This window comes from Geothrix limicola, assembly GCF_030268085.1.
GTDB lineage: Bacteria > Acidobacteriota > Holophagae > Holophagales > Holophagaceae > Geothrix > Geothrix limicola.
In genome coordinates this window covers 131,679-151,648 of sequence record NZ_BSDE01000002.1, presented here as the reverse complement: position 1 = coordinate 151,648, position 19,970 = coordinate 131,679, and the positions used below count along the sequence as shown (strand labels likewise).

The 19,970-nt window shown below is 65.6% G+C and carries 15 protein-coding genes and 2 tRNA genes; 9 read left to right on the top strand and 8 right to left on the bottom strand.

All coding sequences use genetic code 11. The features are described 5' to 3' along the window. The first annotated feature begins 39 nt into the window (after positions 1 to 39). The 4 genes from QSJ34_RS06395 to QSJ34_RS06380 all read left to right on the top strand — a co-directional run bounded on the left by QSJ34_RS06395 (position 40) and on the right by QSJ34_RS06380 (position 7,553). Complete coding sequence (locus QSJ34_RS06395) at positions 40 to 6,051, top strand: IPT/TIG domain-containing protein (RefSeq protein ID WP_285571916.1); 6,012 nt, start codon at positions 40 to 42, stop codon at positions 6,049 to 6,051. A gap of 137 nt (positions 6,052 to 6,188) precedes the next feature. Further along, complete coding sequence (locus QSJ34_RS06390; RefSeq protein WP_285571914.1) at positions 6,189 to 6,662, top strand: hypothetical protein; 474 nt, start codon at positions 6,189 to 6,191, stop codon at positions 6,660 to 6,662. Between the two features lie 20 nt (positions 6,663 to 6,682). Beyond that, on the top strand, positions 6,683 to 7,189 hold the full coding sequence (locus tag QSJ34_RS06385) for a permease (RefSeq protein WP_285571911.1): 507 nt from the start codon (positions 6,683 to 6,685) through the stop codon (positions 7,187 to 7,189). Positions 7,190 to 7,193: 4 nt separating this feature from the next. Continuing rightward, on the top strand, positions 7,194 to 7,553 hold the full coding sequence (locus QSJ34_RS06380) for a PadR family transcriptional regulator (protein WP_285571908.1): 360 nt from the start codon (positions 7,194 to 7,196) through the stop codon (positions 7,551 to 7,553). 27 nt (positions 7,554 to 7,580) lie between these two features. On the opposite strand, the gene QSJ34_RS06375 is transcribed toward QSJ34_RS06380, so the two are convergent. The 5 genes from QSJ34_RS06375 to ric all read right to left on the bottom strand — a co-directional run bounded on the left by QSJ34_RS06375 (position 7,581) and on the right by ric (position 13,182). Then, positions 7,581 to 7,961, bottom strand: a complete 381-nt coding sequence (locus QSJ34_RS06375; protein ID WP_285571906.1) for a YciI family protein — start codon at positions 7,959 to 7,961, stop codon at positions 7,581 to 7,583. An 85-nt stretch (positions 7,962 to 8,046) separates the two neighbouring features. After that, positions 8,047 to 9,291 carry an RNA polymerase sigma factor gene (locus QSJ34_RS06370; RefSeq protein WP_285571904.1) on the bottom strand — a complete coding sequence of 415 codons (1,245 nt, stop codon included), beginning with the start codon at positions 9,289 to 9,291 and terminating at the stop codon, positions 8,047 to 8,049. A 973-nt stretch (positions 9,292 to 10,264) separates the two neighbouring features. Beyond that, positions 10,265 to 10,636: a cupin domain-containing protein gene (locus QSJ34_RS06365; protein WP_285571901.1), complete on the bottom strand. Its 372-nt coding sequence runs from the start codon at positions 10,634 to 10,636 to the stop codon at positions 10,265 to 10,267. Between the two features lie 18 nt (positions 10,637 to 10,654). Then, positions 10,655 to 12,292 (bottom strand): indolepyruvate/phenylpyruvate decarboxylase, encoded by a 1,638-nt coding sequence (gene ipdC, locus QSJ34_RS06360; protein ID WP_285571899.1) that lies wholly within the window; start codon positions 12,290 to 12,292, stop codon positions 10,655 to 10,657. Between the two features lie 185 nt (positions 12,293 to 12,477). Then, the gene (gene ric / locus QSJ34_RS06355) at positions 12,478 to 13,182 is read right to left on the bottom strand and encodes an iron-sulfur cluster repair di-iron protein (RefSeq protein WP_285571897.1); all 705 of its coding nucleotides are present in this window, start codon (positions 13,180 to 13,182) and stop codon (positions 12,478 to 12,480) included. A 108-nt stretch (positions 13,183 to 13,290) separates the two neighbouring features. Here ric and QSJ34_RS06350 point away from each other — a divergent pair, with 108 nt between their 5' ends. From QSJ34_RS06350 to QSJ34_RS06330, 5 genes are all read left to right on the top strand, one after another. Continuing rightward, a complete protein-coding gene (locus tag QSJ34_RS06350) occupies positions 13,291 to 13,947 on the top strand; it encodes a Crp/Fnr family transcriptional regulator (protein WP_285571894.1) in 657 nt (218 codons plus the stop codon). 73 nt (positions 13,948 to 14,020) lie between these two features. Continuing rightward, positions 14,021 to 15,769 carry a sensor histidine kinase gene (locus QSJ34_RS06345; RefSeq protein ID WP_285571892.1) on the top strand — a complete coding sequence of 583 codons (1,749 nt, stop codon included), beginning with the start codon at positions 14,021 to 14,023 and terminating at the stop codon, positions 15,767 to 15,769. A gap of 4 nt (positions 15,770 to 15,773) precedes the next feature. Continuing rightward, positions 15,774 to 16,406 carry a response regulator gene (locus QSJ34_RS06340; protein ID WP_285571889.1) on the top strand — a complete coding sequence of 211 codons (633 nt, stop codon included), beginning with the start codon at positions 15,774 to 15,776 and terminating at the stop codon, positions 16,404 to 16,406. 111 nt (positions 16,407 to 16,517) lie between these two features. After that, positions 16,518 to 17,663, top strand: a complete 1,146-nt coding sequence (locus tag QSJ34_RS06335; protein WP_285571886.1) for a tellurite resistance/C4-dicarboxylate transporter family protein — start codon at positions 16,518 to 16,520, stop codon at positions 17,661 to 17,663. Positions 17,664 to 17,673: 10 nt separating this feature from the next. After that, the gene (locus QSJ34_RS06330; protein ID WP_285571883.1) at positions 17,674 to 18,027 is read left to right on the top strand and encodes a hypothetical protein; all 354 of its coding nucleotides are present in this window, start codon (positions 17,674 to 17,676) and stop codon (positions 18,025 to 18,027) included. 258 nt (positions 18,028 to 18,285) lie between these two features. On the opposite strand, the gene QSJ34_RS06325 is transcribed toward QSJ34_RS06330, so the two are convergent. The 3 genes from QSJ34_RS06325 to QSJ34_RS06315 form a co-directional block, all read right to left on the bottom strand. After that, positions 18,286 to 18,360, bottom strand: a tRNA-Glu gene (locus QSJ34_RS06325). A gap of 14 nt (positions 18,361 to 18,374) precedes the next feature. Then, positions 18,375 to 18,449 (bottom strand) — tRNA-Lys (locus tag QSJ34_RS06320). A 104-nt stretch (positions 18,450 to 18,553) separates the two neighbouring features. Then, the gene (locus QSJ34_RS06315) at positions 18,554 to 19,870 is read right to left on the bottom strand and encodes an adenylosuccinate synthase (RefSeq protein WP_285571880.1); all 1,317 of its coding nucleotides are present in this window, start codon (positions 19,868 to 19,870) and stop codon (positions 18,554 to 18,556) included. Positions 19,871 to 19,970: the final 100 nt, after the last annotated feature.

Here is a 19,970-nt window from a genome sequence, read left to right as displayed (position 1 = left end):
CCCGAGCCCGACTGGTTTTGATCGATTGAAAGGATTCACATGCGCTGGAAAGCAACCTCCAAGCTGCTCCTGTTCCTGGCAGGTGGCGTGGTGTTCGAAGCGGGCTGCGGGGGCTCATCCAAACCTCAGCCTCCGCCCCAACCAGGCACACCCGCCCCGACGCTGGCGAGCCTGAGCCCCACCAGCGGCCCCGCCGGAACCGCCGTGGTCATTTCGGGCAGCCATTTGGCGAACGCCTCGGCGGTGTCCTTCAACGGAACGGCGGCGACGTTCACGGTGAACAGCGCGACGCAGATCACGACCGCGGTGCCCGCAGGCGCGAGCAGTGGCGCCGTCAGCGTGACGACGCCGGGCGGAACCGCCACGGGGCCGAGCTTCACGGTGACCCTCCCGGCGCCGACGGTTTCGTCCCTCAATCCCACCAGCGGCCTGGTGGGCAGCACGGTGGTGATCACGGGGACGAACCTGGCGAACACCTCGGCGGTGTCCTTCAACGGCACGGCCGCGACCTTCACGGTGAACAGCGCGACGCAGATCACGGCCGCGGTGCCGGCGGGCGCGAGCAGTGGCGCGGTCAGCGTGACGACGCCGGGCGGAACCGCCACGGGGCCGAGTTTCACGGTGACTCTCCCGGCGCCGACGGTTTCGTCCCTCAATCCCACCAGCGGCCTGGTGGGCAGCACGGTGGTGATCACGGGGACGAACCTGGCGAACGCCTCAGCGGTGACCTTCAACGGCACGGCGGCGACGTTCACGGTGAACAGCGCGACGCAGATCACGGCCGCGGTGCCCGCAGGCGCCAGCAGTGGCGCCGTCAGCGTGACGACGCCGGGCGGAACCGCCACAGGGCCGAGCTTCACGGTGACCCTCCCGGCGCCGACGGTTTCGTCCCTCAATCCCACGAGCGGCCCGGTGGGCAGCACCGTGGTGATCACGGGTACGAGCCTGATGAACGCTTCCGCCATCTCCTTCTACGGCACGCCCGTCTCGGGCTTCACGGTGAACAGCGATACCCAGATCACGACGACGGTGCCTTCGGGCGCCACGACGGGCGCTGTCAGCGTCACGACACCCGGGGGCACAGCCACGGGGCCGAGCTTCACGGTGACGCTCCCGGCGCCGACGGTCTCGTCCCTCAATCCCACGAGCGGCCAGGTGGGCAGTTCCGTGGTGATCACGGGTACGAATCTGATCGGGGCTTCAGCCGTCTCCTTCAACGGCACCGCCGCGACCTTCACGGTGAACAGCGCGGCTCAGATCACGACGAGTGTGCCCGCGGGCGCGACGTCGGGCACCGTGAGCGTGACGACACCCGGGGGCACAGCCACGGGGCCGAGCTTCACGGTGAATCCCGCCACACCCACCCTCACGGCGGTCAACCCATCGAGCGGCCTCGCGGGGGACCACGTCGTCCTCACGGGGACGAACCTCACGGGTGCGACGGCCGTGTCCTTCAACGGCACCGCTGCCACGACCTTCACGGTCGATGGCGCCACGCAGATCACGGCGACGGTGCCCGCAGGCGCCACCACGGGCGCCGTGAGCGTGACCACGCCCGGCGGTGTGGCCAACGGCCCGACGTTCACGCTGACGGTGCCCGCACCGACGGTGACGGGCCTCAGCCCCACGAGTGGTGCGGTGGGCGCTTCGGTTACGATCACGGGCACCAACCTGACGAATGCTTCGGCTGTCTCCTTCAACGGCACGACCGCGACCTTCACGGTGAACAGCGCCACGCAGATCACGGCCACCGTTCCCGCGGGCGCCGCCACGGGCGCGGTGAGCGTGATGACGCCCGGCGGCACGGCCAACGGCCCCGTCTTCACCGTCTCCGTCAATACCGGCGTGACCTACAACGCCCTCGTCAATGCGGATTTCGAACTCGGCACGGTGGGCTGGTCGGCCTATCCCCCGGTGCGCGTCTACGATGTCACGACGGATCCCGCCTACTGGCCCAGTGGGGCCCATGGCGGCCGCTTCGTGGGCTACATGGGCGGCGGCGAGGCGGATGAGCGCCTCGTGGGCCAGGTCATCCGCATCCCGGCCTCCGCCACCCGCGCCGACCTGCACTTCTGGCTGGTCAAGGATTCGGCGGTCAGCGACGCTTTGGATGTCTTCACCGTGGAAGCGGCCGATCCCGCGACCCACGCCGTGCTGGGCACCCTCTTCACCACCAACGGCGGCACGGCTCCAGCGGGCTGGCATGAGAACGTGGCCGACCTCAAGGCCTTCGCGGGCCAGACGGTCCTCCTGCAGTTCCACGGCAAGCCCGTGGATTCCAACCCCAACGCCACGGACCGCACGGCCTGGTCCGTGGACGATCTGAACCTCCAGGTGGACGCGCCCCTGGCCGCCAGCCTGCCGGCCAACATCGTGCCGGACGTGAACCACGGTGTCATGGGCAGCACGCCCGTCACGCTCACGGGCCTCAATTTCGCCGGGGCCACCGAAGTCCGCTTCGGCGGCGTGGCCAGCACCAAGTTCACGATCCTCGATGGCCAGACCCTTCAGGTCACCGTGCCGCCCCTGGCCAAGAGCGGCCCCATCACGGTGGTCACGCCCCGGGGCAACGGCGTCAGCAGCGCGGACTTCCAGGTGCGCACCGCGGACCTGATGATCAACGGCAACTTCGAAGGGTTCCGCACCGGCTGGAACGCCTCCGTGTGCAACCCGCCGCAGAACATGCGCGTGCAGAGCACGGATTTCGGCGGCGGCTATCCGGCCACGCCCCACAGCGGCACAAGCTTCGCGCTCATCGGGCTCGGCAGCGTGGCCGATCAGCGCGTGGCGCAGGATGTCACCATCCCCGCCGGCACGACCATCGCCGACTTCAGCTTCTGGCTCTACATGGCGGGCGGCCTGCCCGCGGGCGATGTGAACGATACCCTCAGCGTGACGGTGGAAGATCTGTCGGGCACGGTCCTCAAGACGGTCCAGGCCTTCAACGGGACCACGGGCCCCCTGAACGCCTGGGCCAAGTATTCCGCGGACCTGTCGGCCTTCGCCGGACAGACCGTGCGCATCTCCTTCCGCGCGCTCAGCAGCGCGTCCGACTACACCAATTGGTACATCGACGACGTGGCCCTGGAGGTGGACAGCTCCCTGGCCTCCGTCCAATCGACGGTGACGGGCTTCGCCTTCGAAGGCGCCCCGGTGACCCAGCTCATCGAAGGTTCAGATCTGCAGATCAAGGGCTCCCACTTCTACGGCGTGACCGGCATCTCGTTCAACGGTGTGCCTGCGGCCCAGGGCAGCTTCAAGGTGCTGGACCCCGGCACCATCCTGGTCACCGTTCCTGCGGGCGCCCAGAGCGGGCCCGTCACGGTCCAGACGGGCCACGGGGATGCGCTCAGCCCCAGCTTCACCGTGCTGAAGGCGGCCGCGGACCTCGTGATCAACGGAACCTTCGAACTGGGCCGGGTGGCCTGGCCGCCCATCAACCGCGTGGCGGACTACAGCCTGGGCGGGTGGGACATCGCCCCCATGAAGGGCGGCGGCAACTGCTACGGCTACGTGGGCAGCGAGGCCACGGCCACCAAGGATCTGCACCAGGTGATCAGCATTCCCGCCGCGTGCAACCAGGCCATCCTCTCCTACTACCAGTCCACCGAGACCGGCGAATCCGCCATGGGCTACGACACCTTCACGGCCCAGGTGATCGATGGGGCCAACACGCAGGTGCTGCAGTCGCTGGATGCGAAGGATTACCGCGCCACGACGCTCTGGATCAAGCGCAACTTCGATCTGAGCGCCTACCGCGGGAAGACCATCACCCTGCAGTTCCAGGGCAACTTCACGGACAGTTCCGCCAGCGCCTATGACTGGAGCTACTTCTACGTCGACAACGTGTCCCTGCTGGTCGACACGACGGATGCCAGCACCCTGCAGGCGACCTTCACCGGATTCTCGCCGGCCAGCGGCTTCCCCGGGGAAACCCAGATCACCCTCACCGGAAGCAACTTCTTCGGCGTCACCGCCGTGAAGTTCAACGGCACCGCGGCGACCTTCGCCGTGAACGACGCGAACACCATTCAGGCCACCGTGCCGCCGCTGTCCACGTCCGGTCTCATCAGCATCGAGACGGTGCGGGGCAATGTCAGCTCCGCCACGCCGTTCAACGTGACCTACCGCGCACCCGCGGGCCTCGTGATGATGCCGGCCTCGGGCCCCGTCGGCACGCCCATCGTCATCACGGGCCAGTACATCGACAAGGTCACATCGGTGACGGTGAATGGAAGTGCCGCAACCTTCAGTCAGGACAGCGGTGGGCAGGTGACGGCCGTCGTTCCGGCGGGCGCCACCTCGGGTGCCGTCGTCATCAGCAATCCCACCCAAAGCACGACGGTGGGGGCCTTCACCGTCACCGCCGATACGGTCAAGCAGGACATCTGGATCGATCACGTGCTGGTGAGCCAGGCCACCCAGAATGCCACCCAGACCACCAGCCTGGTGAAGGACCGCAGCTGCGCCGTCCGGGTCTACGTGAAGGCGAACATCCCGGGCCTCAAGCCCGTGGTGCGCATCTCCGTCATGAACGGGGCGGTGGAAACCTCCCACCTCGATGTGGCGCCCCCTTCGGCGGGCACGCCCCTCCTCATCACCGAGGCGGAGGCCAATGTCTGGACGGGCGTGCTCTCGCCCCAGGCCATCCAGCCCGGCTTCAGCCTCGTGGTGAAGATTGATCCCGATGCCCTGATTCCCGAATTGAACCGGTCCAATGACACCTGGCCCGCCGGCGGCGCCTCGCAGAGCTACCCCGTGGTGGATACCAAGCCCATGCGCATCAGCTTCGTGCCGCTGGCCGTGTCCTACCTCGGCACCACCTATGTGGGCGATATCGACGCCAACAGCATCACGACCTACACGGACATGTTCCACCGCATCTGGCCCCTGCCGGACGCGCTGGATACCTCGCTCCACGCCACCTACACCACCTCCAACGTGCCGGCGGCGGACTACTCCAACTGGACCTCGGTGCTCAACGAACTCCTGGCGCTGGAAAAGGCGGAGAACGTCACGAACCGCTACTACTACGGCGTCTACAAGCCCTACTACAACTCCGGCGGCACGGGCATGGCCTACCTGGCCCAGGCCGTGGCCATGGGGCTGGACTGGAATTCCACCGCGGGCAGCAGCTCCGTGTGGACCTGGAGGGCCGGCACGGTGGCCCACGAGCTGGGGCACTCCCTCAGCCGCCCCCACTCGCCCTGCGGCGGGGCGGGCAGCCCCGACGCGGCCTACCCCTATGCCGACGCCTTCATCGGCCAGCTGGGCGTGGATCCTTTCGCCACCGGATCGCAACTGCGGACCTATGACGCCTACACGTTCCACGACGTCATGGCCTACTGCGGCTACACCTGGGTGTCGGACTACGTCTACCAGAAGGTGATGGACTACCGCCTGGGCGGGACCGATCCCACGCTGCAGGGCCCCGTCGGCAGCGGACCCGCCGCCACGCAGGACTGCCTGCTGGTGTGGGGTGACGTGATCAATGGCGAGGTTCGCCTTCGTCCGGGCTACGTCATCCAATCGGCGCCCGATGCGGCGGATGCCAAGGGCACGTACCGTGCGGATCTGCTCGACGAAAAGGGCCAGAGCCTCGGCACCCTGGCCTTCGAGCCCACCCAGGCGGATCACAGCGCCAACCGTGGCTTTGCCCTCGCGCTTCCCCTCGGAAAGATCGGCAAGAAGACCCAGTCTGGCCTCTTCGGCCAAGGCGGTCAGATCAGCTTGCCGGCCGTCTCGGGCCTGCGGATCCATCGGAATGGCGAGGTGCTGGCCGAGCGCCAGGGTGCTTCCAGCGCTTCGGTTTCGGCCGCTTCCTCCGGCGCTTCGGGCCTCGAGCCCTTGGCGACCCGCCTGCCGGACGGCAGGGTCCGCTTCCTGTGGGATCAGGCGCGCCACCCCGGCGTCATGATCCGCAACGGGAAGGGCGAAGTGATCTGCTTCGGCGAAGGCGGCGAAGTGCTGCTCAAGACCGATGCCACCGAACTGGACGTGCAGTTCTCCGATGGCGTGACCAGCACCGGGACCAAGGTCAGCGTTCGCTAGCCCCAGTTCCACCTACAGGCCCCCGGCGGTTTCCGTCGGGGGCCTTTTCGATTCGGGCTTGACGGGGGCAGAGGAGAGAATTAGTCTGTGTCATCTAGATGATTAAAGCATCTAGATGACACAAGGAGGTCTCGACCATGTTTTCCGTCGTTCTGCTGACCGCAGCCCTAGGAGGGGTGGTCGTTTCCGGATTCCGGGATCGGGCCCGCACCCGGGCGGCCCTGCTGCATGCCGCCCGGTCCGGTCTGAACCTGCTCCCCTCCCTTGTGGGCATGACGGCGGGGGTGGGCCTCGCCATGGCGGCGATTCCGGCCACCCTCATCGCCCAGCTCTTCCACGCCCATGGGGTCGCGGGTTTCTTCCTGCTCGCGAGTCTCGGGGCCCTGTTGACCATCCCCGGGCCCATGGCCTATCCGCTGGCGGGTTCGCTGCACCACATGGGCGCGAGCCTTTCGGCGCTGGCGAGCTTCATCACGACCCTGACGATGGTGGGCATTCTCACGTCGCCCATGGAGGTCAAGGCCTTCGGGCGCCGGTTCACGTTCATCCGTCAGTCGCTGAGCCTGGTCCTCGCGCTACTGATCGGGGCTCTGATGGGGGTGCTGCTATGAATCCGAAGCTTCGAAGCGCGATGTTGATCGCGGGTGTCGTCGTGCTGATCCACCTGGCTTTGTGGGGGCCTTGGCCGACCCTGGCGGTTCAATCCTTCAAGCAGTGGCTCACGGGGATCGGAGAGGTGCTGGCCATCGTCCCCGCGGTCCTGATCCTGATTGGACTCTTCGATGTCTGGGTGCCGAAGGAGGTGGTGGAGCGAGGCCTCGGACCGGCCTCCGGCCTTCGAGGTATCCTGTTCGCCATTCTGCTGGGAACGGGCGCGGCGGGTCCGATCTACGCCGCCTTTCCGATCGGCCTCTCCCTGCGGGAAAAGGGGGCGCGCACGGCGAACCTCGTCATCTTTCTCGGGGTGTGGGCTACCATCAAGCTTCCCATGTTGATGATGGAAAGCGCCTTTCTCGGAACCCGATTCGCGATGCTTCGCCTGGCCATCACGCTTCCGGGCATCATCATGTGCGGGTTCGTGATGGAGTTCCTGGATCCGAAACCCTCCACTGAACCCGCATTTCTCATCCGCGAATAGGATCATGGCCGCCGCGAACCGTCAGTCCCGCCACCTTCCCGCCTTCCTCCTGCTGGCGCTGACGGACGGTCCGCTGCACGGCCACGCCATTCGCGCGGCCCTGGCCGAGCGGTTCCCCGGCCACAAGATCGATCCCGGTGCCACGTACCGCACCCTTCAGGCGCTCGAGGAGGCCGGAGAGGTCGCCTTTCACTGGGATACGGATTCCCGCGGCCCCGCGCGGAAGGTCTATACGCTGACGCCCCACGGCTGGGAGCGTCTCGAGTTCTGGCGCTCCGACATTGAAGGCCGGCTCGGCCTTCTCCAGGGCTTCCTCGACCATCTCAGGCGATCGAAAGCCCGGAAGAAAACCGCGAAGGGCTGAGCCTGTCCCCCGCGGCGGCGGGTTCTCCTACTTCGCGGCGCGGCGCTTTTCGCTTTCCTCGATCATGGGCTTCAGATCCTGGGCGGGCCGAATTTCCCAGCGGCCCATCTTGATGCCGGGATGCTTCGAGATGAGCTGGATGGCGTGGTTCAGATCCGTGGCCTCCAGCATCAGGAGGCCGCCCAGCAGTTCCTTGGTTTCCGCATAGGGACCATCCGATACCGACACCTTGCCGTTCTGGTAGCTGAGGGTGGTGGCGCCCTGGAGGCCTTCCCCGCCCGCCCAGTGGCCGTTCTTCTTCAGTACCTCGTCGTAGGCGAAGCACTGGTCGATCATGGCGTTCTGTTCGCTGGGCGACTTCTTCTCCCAGGCCTGCAGGTCCAGGTACCCGAAGCAGATGTATTTCATGGTGTTTCTCCTTGAGGCTTGTGCCTTCCCCATCTAGTCGATCGGGGAAGGTCCGAATCGACAGGGGGCGGGTCGATTTTTAAAATCAGCCCAAATCCTTCAGCCGGCCCTCCAGGAAGCGCCGTTCGGGCGCCTGTCGGGCCAGGGCGAGGGCCGTGCGATAGGAGGCGCGGGCATCCTCCACCAGGCCCAGGCGCCGGCACAGGTCCGCGCGGGCGGCGTGGGCCAGGTGATAGTCGGCCAGCCCGCCCTCCTGCAGGATGTCATCGATGAGGGCCAGGCCGGCCGCGGGGCCATCCCGCATGGCGATGGCCGCCGCGCGGTTGAGCCGGACGACGGGCGACGGCGCGATCCGGGCCAGCACATCATAGAGCCCGACAATCCGACCCCAGTCCGTGGCTTCGGTGCTGGGCGCCTGGGCGTGCACCGCGGCGATGGCGGCTTGCAGGGCGTAGGGGCCCACCAGGCGGGAATCGAGAGCCTGCGCCGCAAGCGCGGAGCCTTCCGCGATGAAAGGGCGGTTCCATCGTTCGCGGTCCTGGTCGCCGAGGAGGATCAGATCCCCGTCGGGGCCGCTCCGGGCCGCACGCCGCGATTCATGCAGGAGCATGAGCGCGAGGAGCCCCAGGACTTCCGCCACCGGCAGCAGCTCCCGGAGCAGCCGTCCCAGGCGGATGGCTTCCCCGGAGAGGTCCGCGCGGGTCAGTGATTCGCCGGAGGAGGCCGAGTAACCCTCGTTGTAGACGAGGTAGATCACCTGCAGCACCGTGTCGAGTCGGTCCGGCAGTTCGGCGGGCGACGGCACTTCGTAGGGGATCCGCGCCTCGCGGATCTTGGCCTTGGCCCGGACGATGCGCTGGGCGATGGCGGAAGGCGAGGCGAGGAAGGCCCGGGCGATTTCCTCGGTCGTCAGGCCGCAGACCTCCCGCAGCGTGAGCGCCGAGCGGGCCTCGGCGCCCAGGGCGGGATGGCAGCAGGTGAAGATGAGGCGGAGGCGGTCGTCGTGGATGGCCTCTTCCCCTTCACTCGCCTCATCGGGCGCGGCGGGAACCTGGGCCTCGGCGAGGGTGTCCAGCGGAGATTCGAATTTCGCGCGCCGCCGCAGCGCATCGATCGCCTTGAAGCGGCCCGCGGAGACCAGCCAGGCCCGGGGCTGGGCCGGCACCCCCGTCGCCGGCCACTGTTCCAGGGCCGCCCGGAAGGCTTCGTGCAGCGCCTCTTCCGCCAGATCGAAATCGCCGAGCAGGCGGATCAGCGTGGCCAGCACGTGCCGGGATTCCGTGCGGTAGAGGGCGTCGAGGATGTCGGAGACGTTCGAGGCAGAGGACATGCCGTGATTATCCTGGGAGGCCTGAGAAATAGGAGCACCGGTCTCCAACCCAGGCTGATGCACCAAAACAGCCGGTTTCATGGAAGTTCGCAGGAAATTCAGCCCTTCTCGGCCATCAGCGGAGGCCGGTCAGGCGGGTCTCGGCCGCACCTGGGTAAGCCTCTTTTCCATCTTCGGCGTCATGATGGACCAAGGCCCTGCCCGCGCCCCGGTCCATCCTCTCCCCTGTTCTTTCCATCGCAGAATCCCGTGCCTGGCACCCCTTCGATCCAGCCGCTTCGGCCTGAGCCCGGACGGCGTCCCTGGTGGATGCCAGGGCGGCCCTGGATGACGCGGGCCAGGCCGCGCTGAACGTCGCGCTCACGGTTGCGGCTCGCCCCGAGCCTCACTTCGAGCTCGCCCTTCACGCGACTGTGGTGGACTGGACGGTCTTGGCCGCCTCCCTTCCTCCGACGCTCGCGGGCCTCCTCGCCGGTCCGCTTCGCCAGCCGACCGAATGGCGGCTCGAGGGTGAGGTGGACGCGAGCCACCTCGTGCGCGCGGTGCTCGAAAGTGAGGACGCTGGTTTCTACGGGCACAAAGGTTCGACTTGTCCGAGCGAAACTCCACACCACCGGAGTGCTCGACGTCGAAGGCCTGCGCGCCGCGGAGGCGGAGACGCTCAGCTTCATCGCAAGACCGCCACCTTATCGCGCCCAATCCGATAAGCCGCTTCAACGCGTGGCTCCGGTAAATCTGACGAATCGGAGTGTCGGGATTTAGATCGAGCCGGAACCCGACTGACCGGCCCCGGCTCGACCTTAAGCTCCCCTATTTGGATTCCTGGAAGTCAGAACCAGGTGTTGGGCAAGGTCGTCCCCATTGGTCGGGGAGCGCGCCTTTTGAATCCAGTTTTGACTTGGCGAAGCTTAGTCCCGGGTTCCAAGGAGGCGGGCGGCCTTGTTGGGGCTTCCCCCAAAAAGTGGGTGGTCATTCACGATCGAATTTCGTGGGCCTGGTTGTTCTGACTGTGGACGGACACATAGATGACCACCAGACTCGTGTCGGCTGAGCTTGCGATCTCGTGCATTTCTCCGGGCTCGATCCAGAAGGAGACCCCGGGCTGAAGCGGATGGGACACGCCATCGACGGTCAAGGTGCCCGCTCCCGCTTCGATGTAGAAGAGCTCCGTCATGTCTGCGTGGGCGTGGGCTGGAGCCACTTGCCCGGGCTGGAAATCGGCGCGGACGAACTGCAGGACATGAGGCACAGCCCCGGCACCGACCAGCATGTGCTTTTGAATGCCGGTACCGGGACCGAGGGCAACCGTGGGGACGTCGTGAAGGGAATGGATCTGCATGGTCATAGGATAGATCTTCTTGTCCTAACAGATGGCGGCCAATCTGGGCTGGGACAGGCGTTGGACGGCGCCCACGAACCGCTGGAGCGCCGGACTAACCGCTCCAGGTTGCAGCTGCACGTCCAGGATCTGAAAGCGTCCCCGGGTGTCGTGGGCCTTCCTTAAGGCAGCCCCCAGTTCGGCCCGGGTGCGAATGCGGATGCCATCGCCACCGAGAGAGTCGGCCGCCTGTGCATAGTTCCAGTCCTCCAGATCGTTGAAGCGGCCCCCGGGCTGGAAGGCGTTCAGCATGCCCCAGGAGCGGTTGTTGAACAGCACGACGATGGGATCAAGCCCCTGCCTGCGGGCGTTCCCGAGTTCCCAGCCCGTCATCTGGAAGGCGCCATCGCCCACGAGCACCAGGCTGCGACGTCCCGTGGCGGCCTGGATGCCGAGTCCCGCCGGAACGCCGAAACCCATGCTGGCGTAGTAGGCGGGCGCGACCAGATCGGTGTCCACGAGGTCCAGCGCCGAGAAGAGGCAGTCCCCCATGTCCGAGGCCACCGGCATGGGCCCGGAGGCGCGGAAGAGATCATTGATCCCTCGAACGATGTCCAGGGGGGTCACGGGGCCTTCGTCTTCAACCAGCCCAGCAGGCAGGTCCCGGGCGTACTGCAGCGTCGGCGCAGGGCGCGTCGTGGCGCTGCTGAGCAGTGCTTCGACCAGTTCGGGCAGGGGCAGGTTCGCGTAGGTGTGATGTCCCACCCGCACCTCGCGATCCACCGCGTGCACCGTCTGGGAGGGTGTCAGCTGGTGGCCGCTTACTCCGAAATTGGTATCGCAGACGATGATTCCGAGCATGAGCACCAGATCCGAACCTTCCACGGCCTCACGCACGGCCTCATCCCCGGCCAGCCCAAGGTAGGTGCCCAGCTGCGGGAGGTCCTGATCGATCATCAGCCCTCGTCCCAGGAAGGTGGTCGCGACGGGGATCCCTAGGCGGCGGGCCAATTCCGCGACGCGAGATTCGAGCCCCTGGCGGCGCACCTCGACTCCGGGAAGGAGCACGGGGTGTTTCGCAGCCTTGAGGCGCGCCAGGATCTCGGCCGCGCAGGCCGTCATGGCCTCGGCATTGAAGGGCGTGGGAGCCAGGTCGGGTACCGGTCCAACCTCCACGTCCACCATGTCCCGGGGCAGTTCAAGGTAGACGGGCCTGGAATACTCGGCACACGAGCGCAGCACCCGGGCGATGAGGGCGGGCGCCGTTCGTGGATCGTCGAGTACTGCCTGATCGCAGGTGATTTCCTGGAACACCCGCATCTGACTGTCGAGGGCCTTGGCTTGATGGTGCAGCAGCAGGCCGGAGGACCTCTCCTGCCGGCTGGGGGCCCCCGAGATCACGACCAAGGGCGTCTTTTCCGAGTAGGCCTGGGCGATGGGATTCACGAGGTTGAATGCGCCGGCGCCGTAGGTCACCGCGGCGACTCCAAGGCCGCCACGCACGCGCGCTGCGGCGTCGGCCGCGAAGCCCACAGCCGGTTCATGACTGAACGTGAAGAGCGGCAGAATGGCGCTCTCCTCCATGCAGCGGAAAAAGGGCAGGGCGAAATCGCCGGGGATTCCGAACACTTCTCCGGCCCCCCGTGCCTTCAGCGCTTGCAACAGGGCCTCTCCAAGCTTCATGTCGTAGCCTCCGCGCCTGAGGGAAGGGCCCTCTTCGTCCAGCCTCTCAGTGGAAAGAGCGGGCAGGGATCACAAAAAAGAAAATCAGACCTAAAAAGTAAGAATTGATTGATGCTGAAGATTACTATGGCCCCGACGGTCGAGAACCGGCGGGGCCATGGACTCAATCCATCACGTTCTATGAATTACAGCCGGGCTTCCAACTCCACGGCGGCGGGATAGAGCCAGCTGTTCTCCTTGTGGATGTGCCGATGGAGGTCGTATTCAAGCTCAGCGAGCCCATCCAGCATGGCGCGCCAGCTGTTGCAGGCTCCCGGCGGGGGCACGAAGCCGTCCGTGAGCTCCCGGAAGAGTTCGAGGTTCTCGCCGTGCTGCAGGTGCTCCTGAAGCATGCGGGCGATGGGCATCTGGACAGTCGGGGGAGCTGGCCAACGCTCGCCCTTGGCCAGGGAGAGGAACATCGGGAAGAGCATCTGCTCCTCCTTGGCCAGATGCTCGAAGGTCTCCCGGGCAAAGGCCTGGAAGGCACCATCCAGCTGGATCAGGCGGGGGTCTTCGTCGCCATGGACCCTGGCCACCTTCCCGGTGAGGAAGAGGAGGCGGGGCAGGGCTTCCTTGGTGTAGTCGTGGTGCACGCGCAGAATGTGTTCGACCGCCGAGGGGATATCGTTCATCCAGCTCCGGTCCTCGTCTGCGGGGGCCTGGACATCCATCTCTTGGAGGGCCGTCAGCACGGTTTCCACGGCGATACCCTTTTGCTGGCAGGCCTGACCAAGGGCCTCATGCCCTTTGCAGCAGTAATCCAGGCCAACCTTCTCGAAGACCTTGGAGCGGCTCGGCTTCTCGAGTACAAGTTCTCCGACGCTCCGGCTTTCCCACGCATGGCCCATTGGGTCCTCCTACGCCCTCATCGGGGCATGACCAGAGTCGGCTCCTCGAATCAGGGCTGCCTTGACGGATCTCAAGACCCGAAAAGCCGCTTGGCGCACAATGGATGCATGACGGCTCCCTACCAAGGACTCTGGTCCAAGGCCCCCCTCTTCCGAACCCTGGATGCAGCTCAGCTGGCACGGGTGGGCGAGCTGGTGGAAATTCGACCCCTCGATTCGGGGCAGACCCTGTTCGTGGCAGGTGAGCCCTGCTCCGGTTTTTTTGTCGTGCTGGAAGGCGCCATCCAACTGGTTCGTCCCTCAGAGGATGGCGATGAAACACCTCTGAGCCTGGTGCGTTCCGGACAGTCCTTCGCCGAAGCGGCCCTTTTCGCAGGGGGGATCTTCCCAGCGACTGCCCGTGCCCTAGAACGCACCCTGCTGGCCAAGGTTCCTCGCACCTCATTCCTGGCGCTCTTGCGTTCGGATGCGGAACTCTGCCTTCGAATGCTTGAAAGCCTCTCGGTCTGGCACCACCGCCTCACCTTTCAGAACCAGTCGCTTCGGGCGAAGGATACGAGGGGACGGCTCCAGGTTTGGCTGGCGGAAGAGGCCCGGCGAGCGCCGAACCGCGAGGTGCTGCTCCGCGTATCGAAGAAAATCCAGGCCGCTCAACTGGGCATGTCTCCGGAGACCTTCAGCCGTCAACTGCGCCGCCTGACGGAAGAGGGACTGGTGATCGTACAAGGGGCGAGGATCAAGGTGTTGGGCGATCTGGAGGCCTGAATAAAGGCGTTTTTCGGTCATCTTTCCGGGCAGACCCGGCAGATGGCTATTTCGGAGTTAATATTCTCTTTCTATGCCGTGGCTTCCGACCTCCCTGCGGACCCTTCGCTTTCATCTGCCCCTGCTCGCCCTCCTGGCGACCCTGCCCGCCTTCCTCATCGTGTTGGTCCTGGCCGCACGCGAGCGCGCCGAGGCTTTGAAGCACGCGGAATCCGAGGCTCGCCTTGTGGCCAGCATCGCCACGCGCGAGCACAGCCATCAGGTGATCGGGGCCCAGCGGTTATTGAAGCAATTGGATCCGGACGACGGGGAGGCCGTTCAAAAGCTGCTGCCGGCCCTGCTGCAGGCGAATCCCGCCCTGGCCAACCTTGGTCTCCTGGATCGGGAAGGGAGGCTGCTCTTCAGTGTGGTGCCCCCAGAGAACACGGTGGACATGAGGGATGAACCTGCCGTCCAGGAAGCACTGGCGGGACTGGGTGTGGCCGTGGGCAGGTATCGGATCGGAAAAATCGTCCATAGGCCCGTGCTCATCCTGGCCCGGGGTCTCGGAAGAGGTCACCCGGCAGCGGTGCTCTTCGCGGCCCTGGATCTCGCCTGGCTGGAGAATCTGGGACCTCAGGCTCAGCTTCCACCCGGCACATCGCTCTACATCACGGATCGCGATGGACGGGTGATGGCAAAGACGAGTGAGAGCCGCGAAAAGGGTATCGCCCTAGGTGAGCCCCTTCCGGATTGGAACGCCATGAGGGGAAGGAGCCGCGGGCTCGTGGCGACCGTAGGGCGGGATGGGGTGCATCGGCTCTTCGTCGCCTCACCCATGCCTGAAGTGAATGATGTGTTTGTGGCAGTGGGGCTTCCGGAGAACATGGTGCTCCGGGAGGCCAACCGGGCCTTTCAGCGCACCCTGGCTTCCCTCGCGATCCTGATGCTGCTCACGGTGCTGAGTTCTCTGGTGGCTGCGGACATATCGGTGCTTCGGGACCTCCGGCTTCTGGCCATCGCGACGCGGAAACTGGGGAGTGGTGATCTCGGCGTCCGGGCCCACCTGCCGACCACCCGCGGTGAGATTCGGGACCTCTCCCTATCCTTTAATGCCATGGCAGAAGCCTTGGCGGACCGGCAGAGGGAGGCCCTGGAGGCCCAGGCGCAGCTGCGAGCGCTGTCGCACCGGGTTCAGGCGGCCCGTGAGGAGGAGGGCGCACGAATCGCCCGGGAGCTGCACGATCAGCTCGGGCAGGAACTCACTTCCTTCAAGTTGAGCCTTGCGTACCTGCGAACCCGCGCCCACGCTCGATGCCCCGGATCCTGGGCGGACGAACTCGCGCAGTGGTGCGAGGAAACCAGCCGCCAGATCGAAGCCAGCATCGAATCCATTCGGCGCATTGCGAGTGAACTCAGACCCAGTGTGCTCGATCGGTTGGGGCTGCTTCCCGCCCTCGAATGGCTCGCCACGGACTTCCAGCAGCGCAGCGGCGTGCCCTGCACGGTCGTGGCCCAGGGCCTTGAAGGGGCCATTGATCCCGCCTGCGCCACCGCCCTCTTCCGGGTGACTCAGGAGGCTTTGACCAATGTGGCACGCCACGCCGGGGCTGGACGGGTTGAAATCTCCCTCCTCGGGGAGGAGGCGAAAATCGAATTGTGCGTTCAGGATGATGGCTGCGGGTTCGGCCCGGCCGACCCGCAGGGCCGGCATCTCGGCCTGCTGGGGATGGAGGAGCGGGTGATGATGCTCGGAGGATCCTTTCGCCGCGGTGCTTCGCCCCTGGGTGGCGCTGAGATCTGCGCGGTCCTGCCGCGCCATCCAGTCGTCAAGGAGGCCTAGGGCCATGTGGCGCATCTTGTTGACAGACGATCACGCGCTCCTGCGTTCCGGCCTGAGGCGCATTCTCGAGGAAGCCCTGCCGGGCGTGTGCGTCGGAGAAGCTGGCTCGGTGGAGGAAGCGGTGAAGGCCCTGGAGAAGGGCCAGTGGGATCTGCTGGTGCTGGACATCTCCCTGCCGGGTCGCAGTGGACTTGATGCCCTGCCGGATATCAAGGCCGCCTACCCGACGGTTCCCGTCCTGGTCCTGTCCATGTTCGGTGAACAGCAGTTCGCCATCCGGGCGCTGAAAGCCGGAGCCTCGGCCTACCTGACGAAGGAGCATGCTCCGGAAGAACTGATCAAGGCCATCCGTACGGTGCTCGGAGGCAAACGCTATATCGGTTCCGCCTTGGCCGAATCCCTCGCGGCCCATGTCGCCCTCGACCGGGTCGGGGCCCCGCATGAACAGCTGAGTGCCCGTGAATTCGAGGTTTTCCGCCTGATCGCCTCGGCCAAGGGCATGACTGAGATCGCTGAGGAGTTGGGGCTCAGCGTCAAGACCGTGAGCACCTATCGAACCCGGATCCTGGAAAAAATGCAGCTCTCATCCAATGCCGAACTCATGCAGTACGCGTTGCGCCAGGGGCTGGTCGAATGATGTAGGACAAGCACCGACATCGCCCTTCCGTAAACAACCAGGGTTTTGTCAGCGGCCACCCGCTACCGGCCAAGCGGGAAAAACGGGATGTTCTATTCCGTAGAGGTGGCCATGGCGGCTGGAACACTCAAGGAGGCGGGCCCCGGAAGGGTTCTGTCAACCCTTCGGGGCATGTTCGACGGGGGCATCGCCACCCTGCATCCCGCCTATTTCGCGCTGGTGATGGCCACCGGAATTCTCGGAACCGCCTGCCACCTTCTGCGAATCCCGCTGCTGCCCAGGTTGCTCCTGTGGATCAACCTCCCAGCCTATGTCTTGTTGTGGCTGTTCACGATCCTCAGGTTCAGCTTCCATCGCCAGGCCTTCCTGAAGGATTGGTCGGACCATGGCCGGGGCCCGGGGTTCTTCACGACGGTGGCCGCCACGAGCGTTGTTGGGGTTCAGCTCGCGGTTCTGCAAGTGACCACCCTCGTGCCGGCGTGCCTGTGGTGGCTGGCGCTGGGCCTATGGGTGCTTTGTATCTACGGCGTGTTTGCGGCGCTCATGGTCAAGGAACCAAAACCCGACCTGGCCTCGGGCATCAATGGCGGCTGGCTCTCCGCCGTCGTGGCCACCCAGTCGCTGGCGGTTCTGGGCACGCTCGCCGGACCCTGGCTGGGCGTGAACGTCGAACTCTTGGACCTGCTTCTGATCAGTTTCTGGCTCATGGGCGGGATGCTCTACATCTGGATGATTTCCCTGATTTTTTATCGGTACACCTTCTTTCGCTTCCAGCCAACGGATCTGTTGCCACCCTACTGGATCAACATGGGCGCCATGGCCATTTCCACCCTGGCGGGAGCCCTCCTCATCCGTCGTGCCGGAAGCTCGGTCCTCCTGGGAAGCCTGGTCCCCTTCCTGAAGGGGTTCACCCTGTTCTACTGGGCCACGGCCACCTGGTGGATTCCCATGCTCGGCATTCTCGGGATCTGGAGGTATGTCGCGCATCGGATCGCGCTCACCTATGACCCGCTTTATTGGGGAGCGGTCTTCCCCATGGCCATGTATACGACGGCGACCTGGCGGCTGGCCGAGGCCCTGAATCTCCGGGTGCTGTACGCGGTACCGAAGGCTTTCATCGCCCTGGCCCTTACCTCCTGGATGCTCACCTTTTTCGGGCTGCTTCTCGGGTTCATCCGGGCTCTTCTTCTCGCCTTCCGTGGTTCCGGCATCCGTCCGGGATCTTCATCCCTTCATGCTTTGCCATTCCAACCCTAAGGAGGCTTCCATGCCCAATCGCGCCAGTCTCGCCGTGCCCAGAAGCAGCCTGTTCGAATCCGCCGAGGCATCGCAAAATGCCATCGCCCGCATCCGGGAACGCGGCCGAAGGTGGATCCTTGCCGGTTGGGGGATCACCATGATCGGGGTATTCCTCTACTGCAGGCTTCTGTTCGCCGTAGATGCTGAAGGGGATATGTCCGAGCTCCTGCATCGGACCGGCCTGGCGGGCTGGGCCGTGTTGCTGCTCATGGTGACCGGAGCCGCCACCTGGCTGGCGGGCAACCTCATCTACCTGAAGGACGCCCTGAATTCCGATGAAGTTGGACCGGATGGAGCCCCCAAGCACCACGGCACCCTCTAGCGTGGATGGGTGCCGTCGAAACCCGGGACCTGCATAGGCTGATTCATGCCCCTGCCACGCAGGGCAGTCGCGGACATCAACGGGCCCGCTTTCAACATAAGGCCAGCCGGTTCCCTGAATCACTGTGAGTGAAAATGGCAACGACCGACAGTCGTTGGTCGTGAAGGTATTTACCCAATAACAACCAAGTGGGGAAGTTTGGGTATTCGAATTGTCGATTAAAAACATTTAGAGCCTAGATTTCTCTAGGCTCTTTTCTGGTAGGGCTAACGGGATTTGAACCCGTGTTACCGCCGTGAAAGGGCGGTGTCCTGACCCCTAGACGATAGCCCCATGGGGTGGAACTTTGGTGGGCCCTGCGGGATTTGAACCCGCGGCCAACGGCTTAAAAGGCCGCTGCTCTACCGCTGAGCTAAGGGCCCTTGCCGGTGGTGCCAGACCCGCGAACCCTCGAGCGCGCGGTGCACGCGAGCGTGCGGTGCCTGGTTGGGCAGGACGATCAGTGTGCCAGCGGGTGGCGCTGAAGTCAACCCAGGAGCGGTTCGAGGAAGGTCCCCGGGTAGACATAGCCTTCGGCGCGATCGGGTCCGGTGCTGAGGTAGGCCATGGGTACTTCGACGGATTCTGCCAGGGATTCCAGGTAGGCCTGGGCTTCCACGGGGAGCTTCCGGGGATCAGTGATGCCGCGGGTGCTGCCCCAGCCCTTGAAGCGCTTGACCTCGGGCTGGATGCCCGCCCAGTCGCCCGCGCAGCTGGGCAGCTTGGTGGTGACGGTGCCTTCGCCCGTGCGGTAGCCCACGATGAGGCCCACCTCGTCCATGCAGTCGAGCACGTCGAGCTTCATGATGGCCAGGCCGTCCACACCGTTGGTGCGGCAGGCGTGGGCAGTGATGGGGGCGTCGAACCAGCCGCAGCGGCGGGGCCGCCCGGTGGTGGTGCCGAACTCGCGACCCACCTCGCGGATGCGGTCGCCGGTGGCGTCCAGCAGCTCGGCGGGGAAGGGGCCGGCTCCGACGCGGGTGGTGTAAGCCTTGGCGATGCCCAGGATCTTGTCGACGGCCTTGGGGGGCAGGCCCGTGCCGGTGAAGAGGCCGCCCAGGCTGCAGTTGCTGGAGGTGACGAAGGGGTAGGTGCCGTGGTCGATGTCGAGCAGGGTGGCCTGGGCGCCTTCGAAGAGAATGCTGTCGCCCCGCTTCCAGGCGGCCATCAGGTGGCCCTGGGCGTCGCCGATGAAGGGCAGGAAGGGCTCGGCGGTGCGCAGCAGGCCCTCGACGATGGCCTCCAGCGCCGGGAGGCCGGCGTCGGCGCCCAGGCGGAGGCGGACCTCTTCGTAGCCGGGGCGGATGCGCTCGGCGAGCCGCTCGGGGTGGAGCAGGTCGCCCAGACGGATGCCCATGCGGGCGGCCTTCATTTCGTAGGCGGGGCCGATGCCGCGGCCGGTGGTGCCGATCTTGGCGCCCACCTTGTCGGCGCGAACCTCTCGCCACTGGTCCAGGGCGATGTGGTGGGGCAGGATGATGTGGGCTTTTTCGGACAGCAGCAAGCGGCCGGAGAGGTCGAAGCCGCGGGCCTTGAGGCGGTCCAGCTCCTGCTGGAAGACTTCCAGATTCAGGACGACGCCATTGCCGACGACGAGAAAGCAGCCGGGGTGGAGGGCGCCACTAGGCACCTGATGCAGGGCGATGCTCTGGCCATCCACCACCACGGTGTGTCCGGCATTGTTGCCTCCCTGGAACCGGACTACCTGGCGGAAATGGGGGCTGAGCAGGTCGACGACCTTGCCCTTTCCTTCGTCTCCCCACTGCAGGCCAAGGATAGCCAGATTGGTTCTAGCCAGGCTCATGTCGCCCTCCCAGCCTTCCAGGATACCTTCCAGAACAGCTTCTGTCCTCAGTGGATCGGGACAAGGGTGGCAGAAGGCGTTACCCTGGGGGGCCGCACCG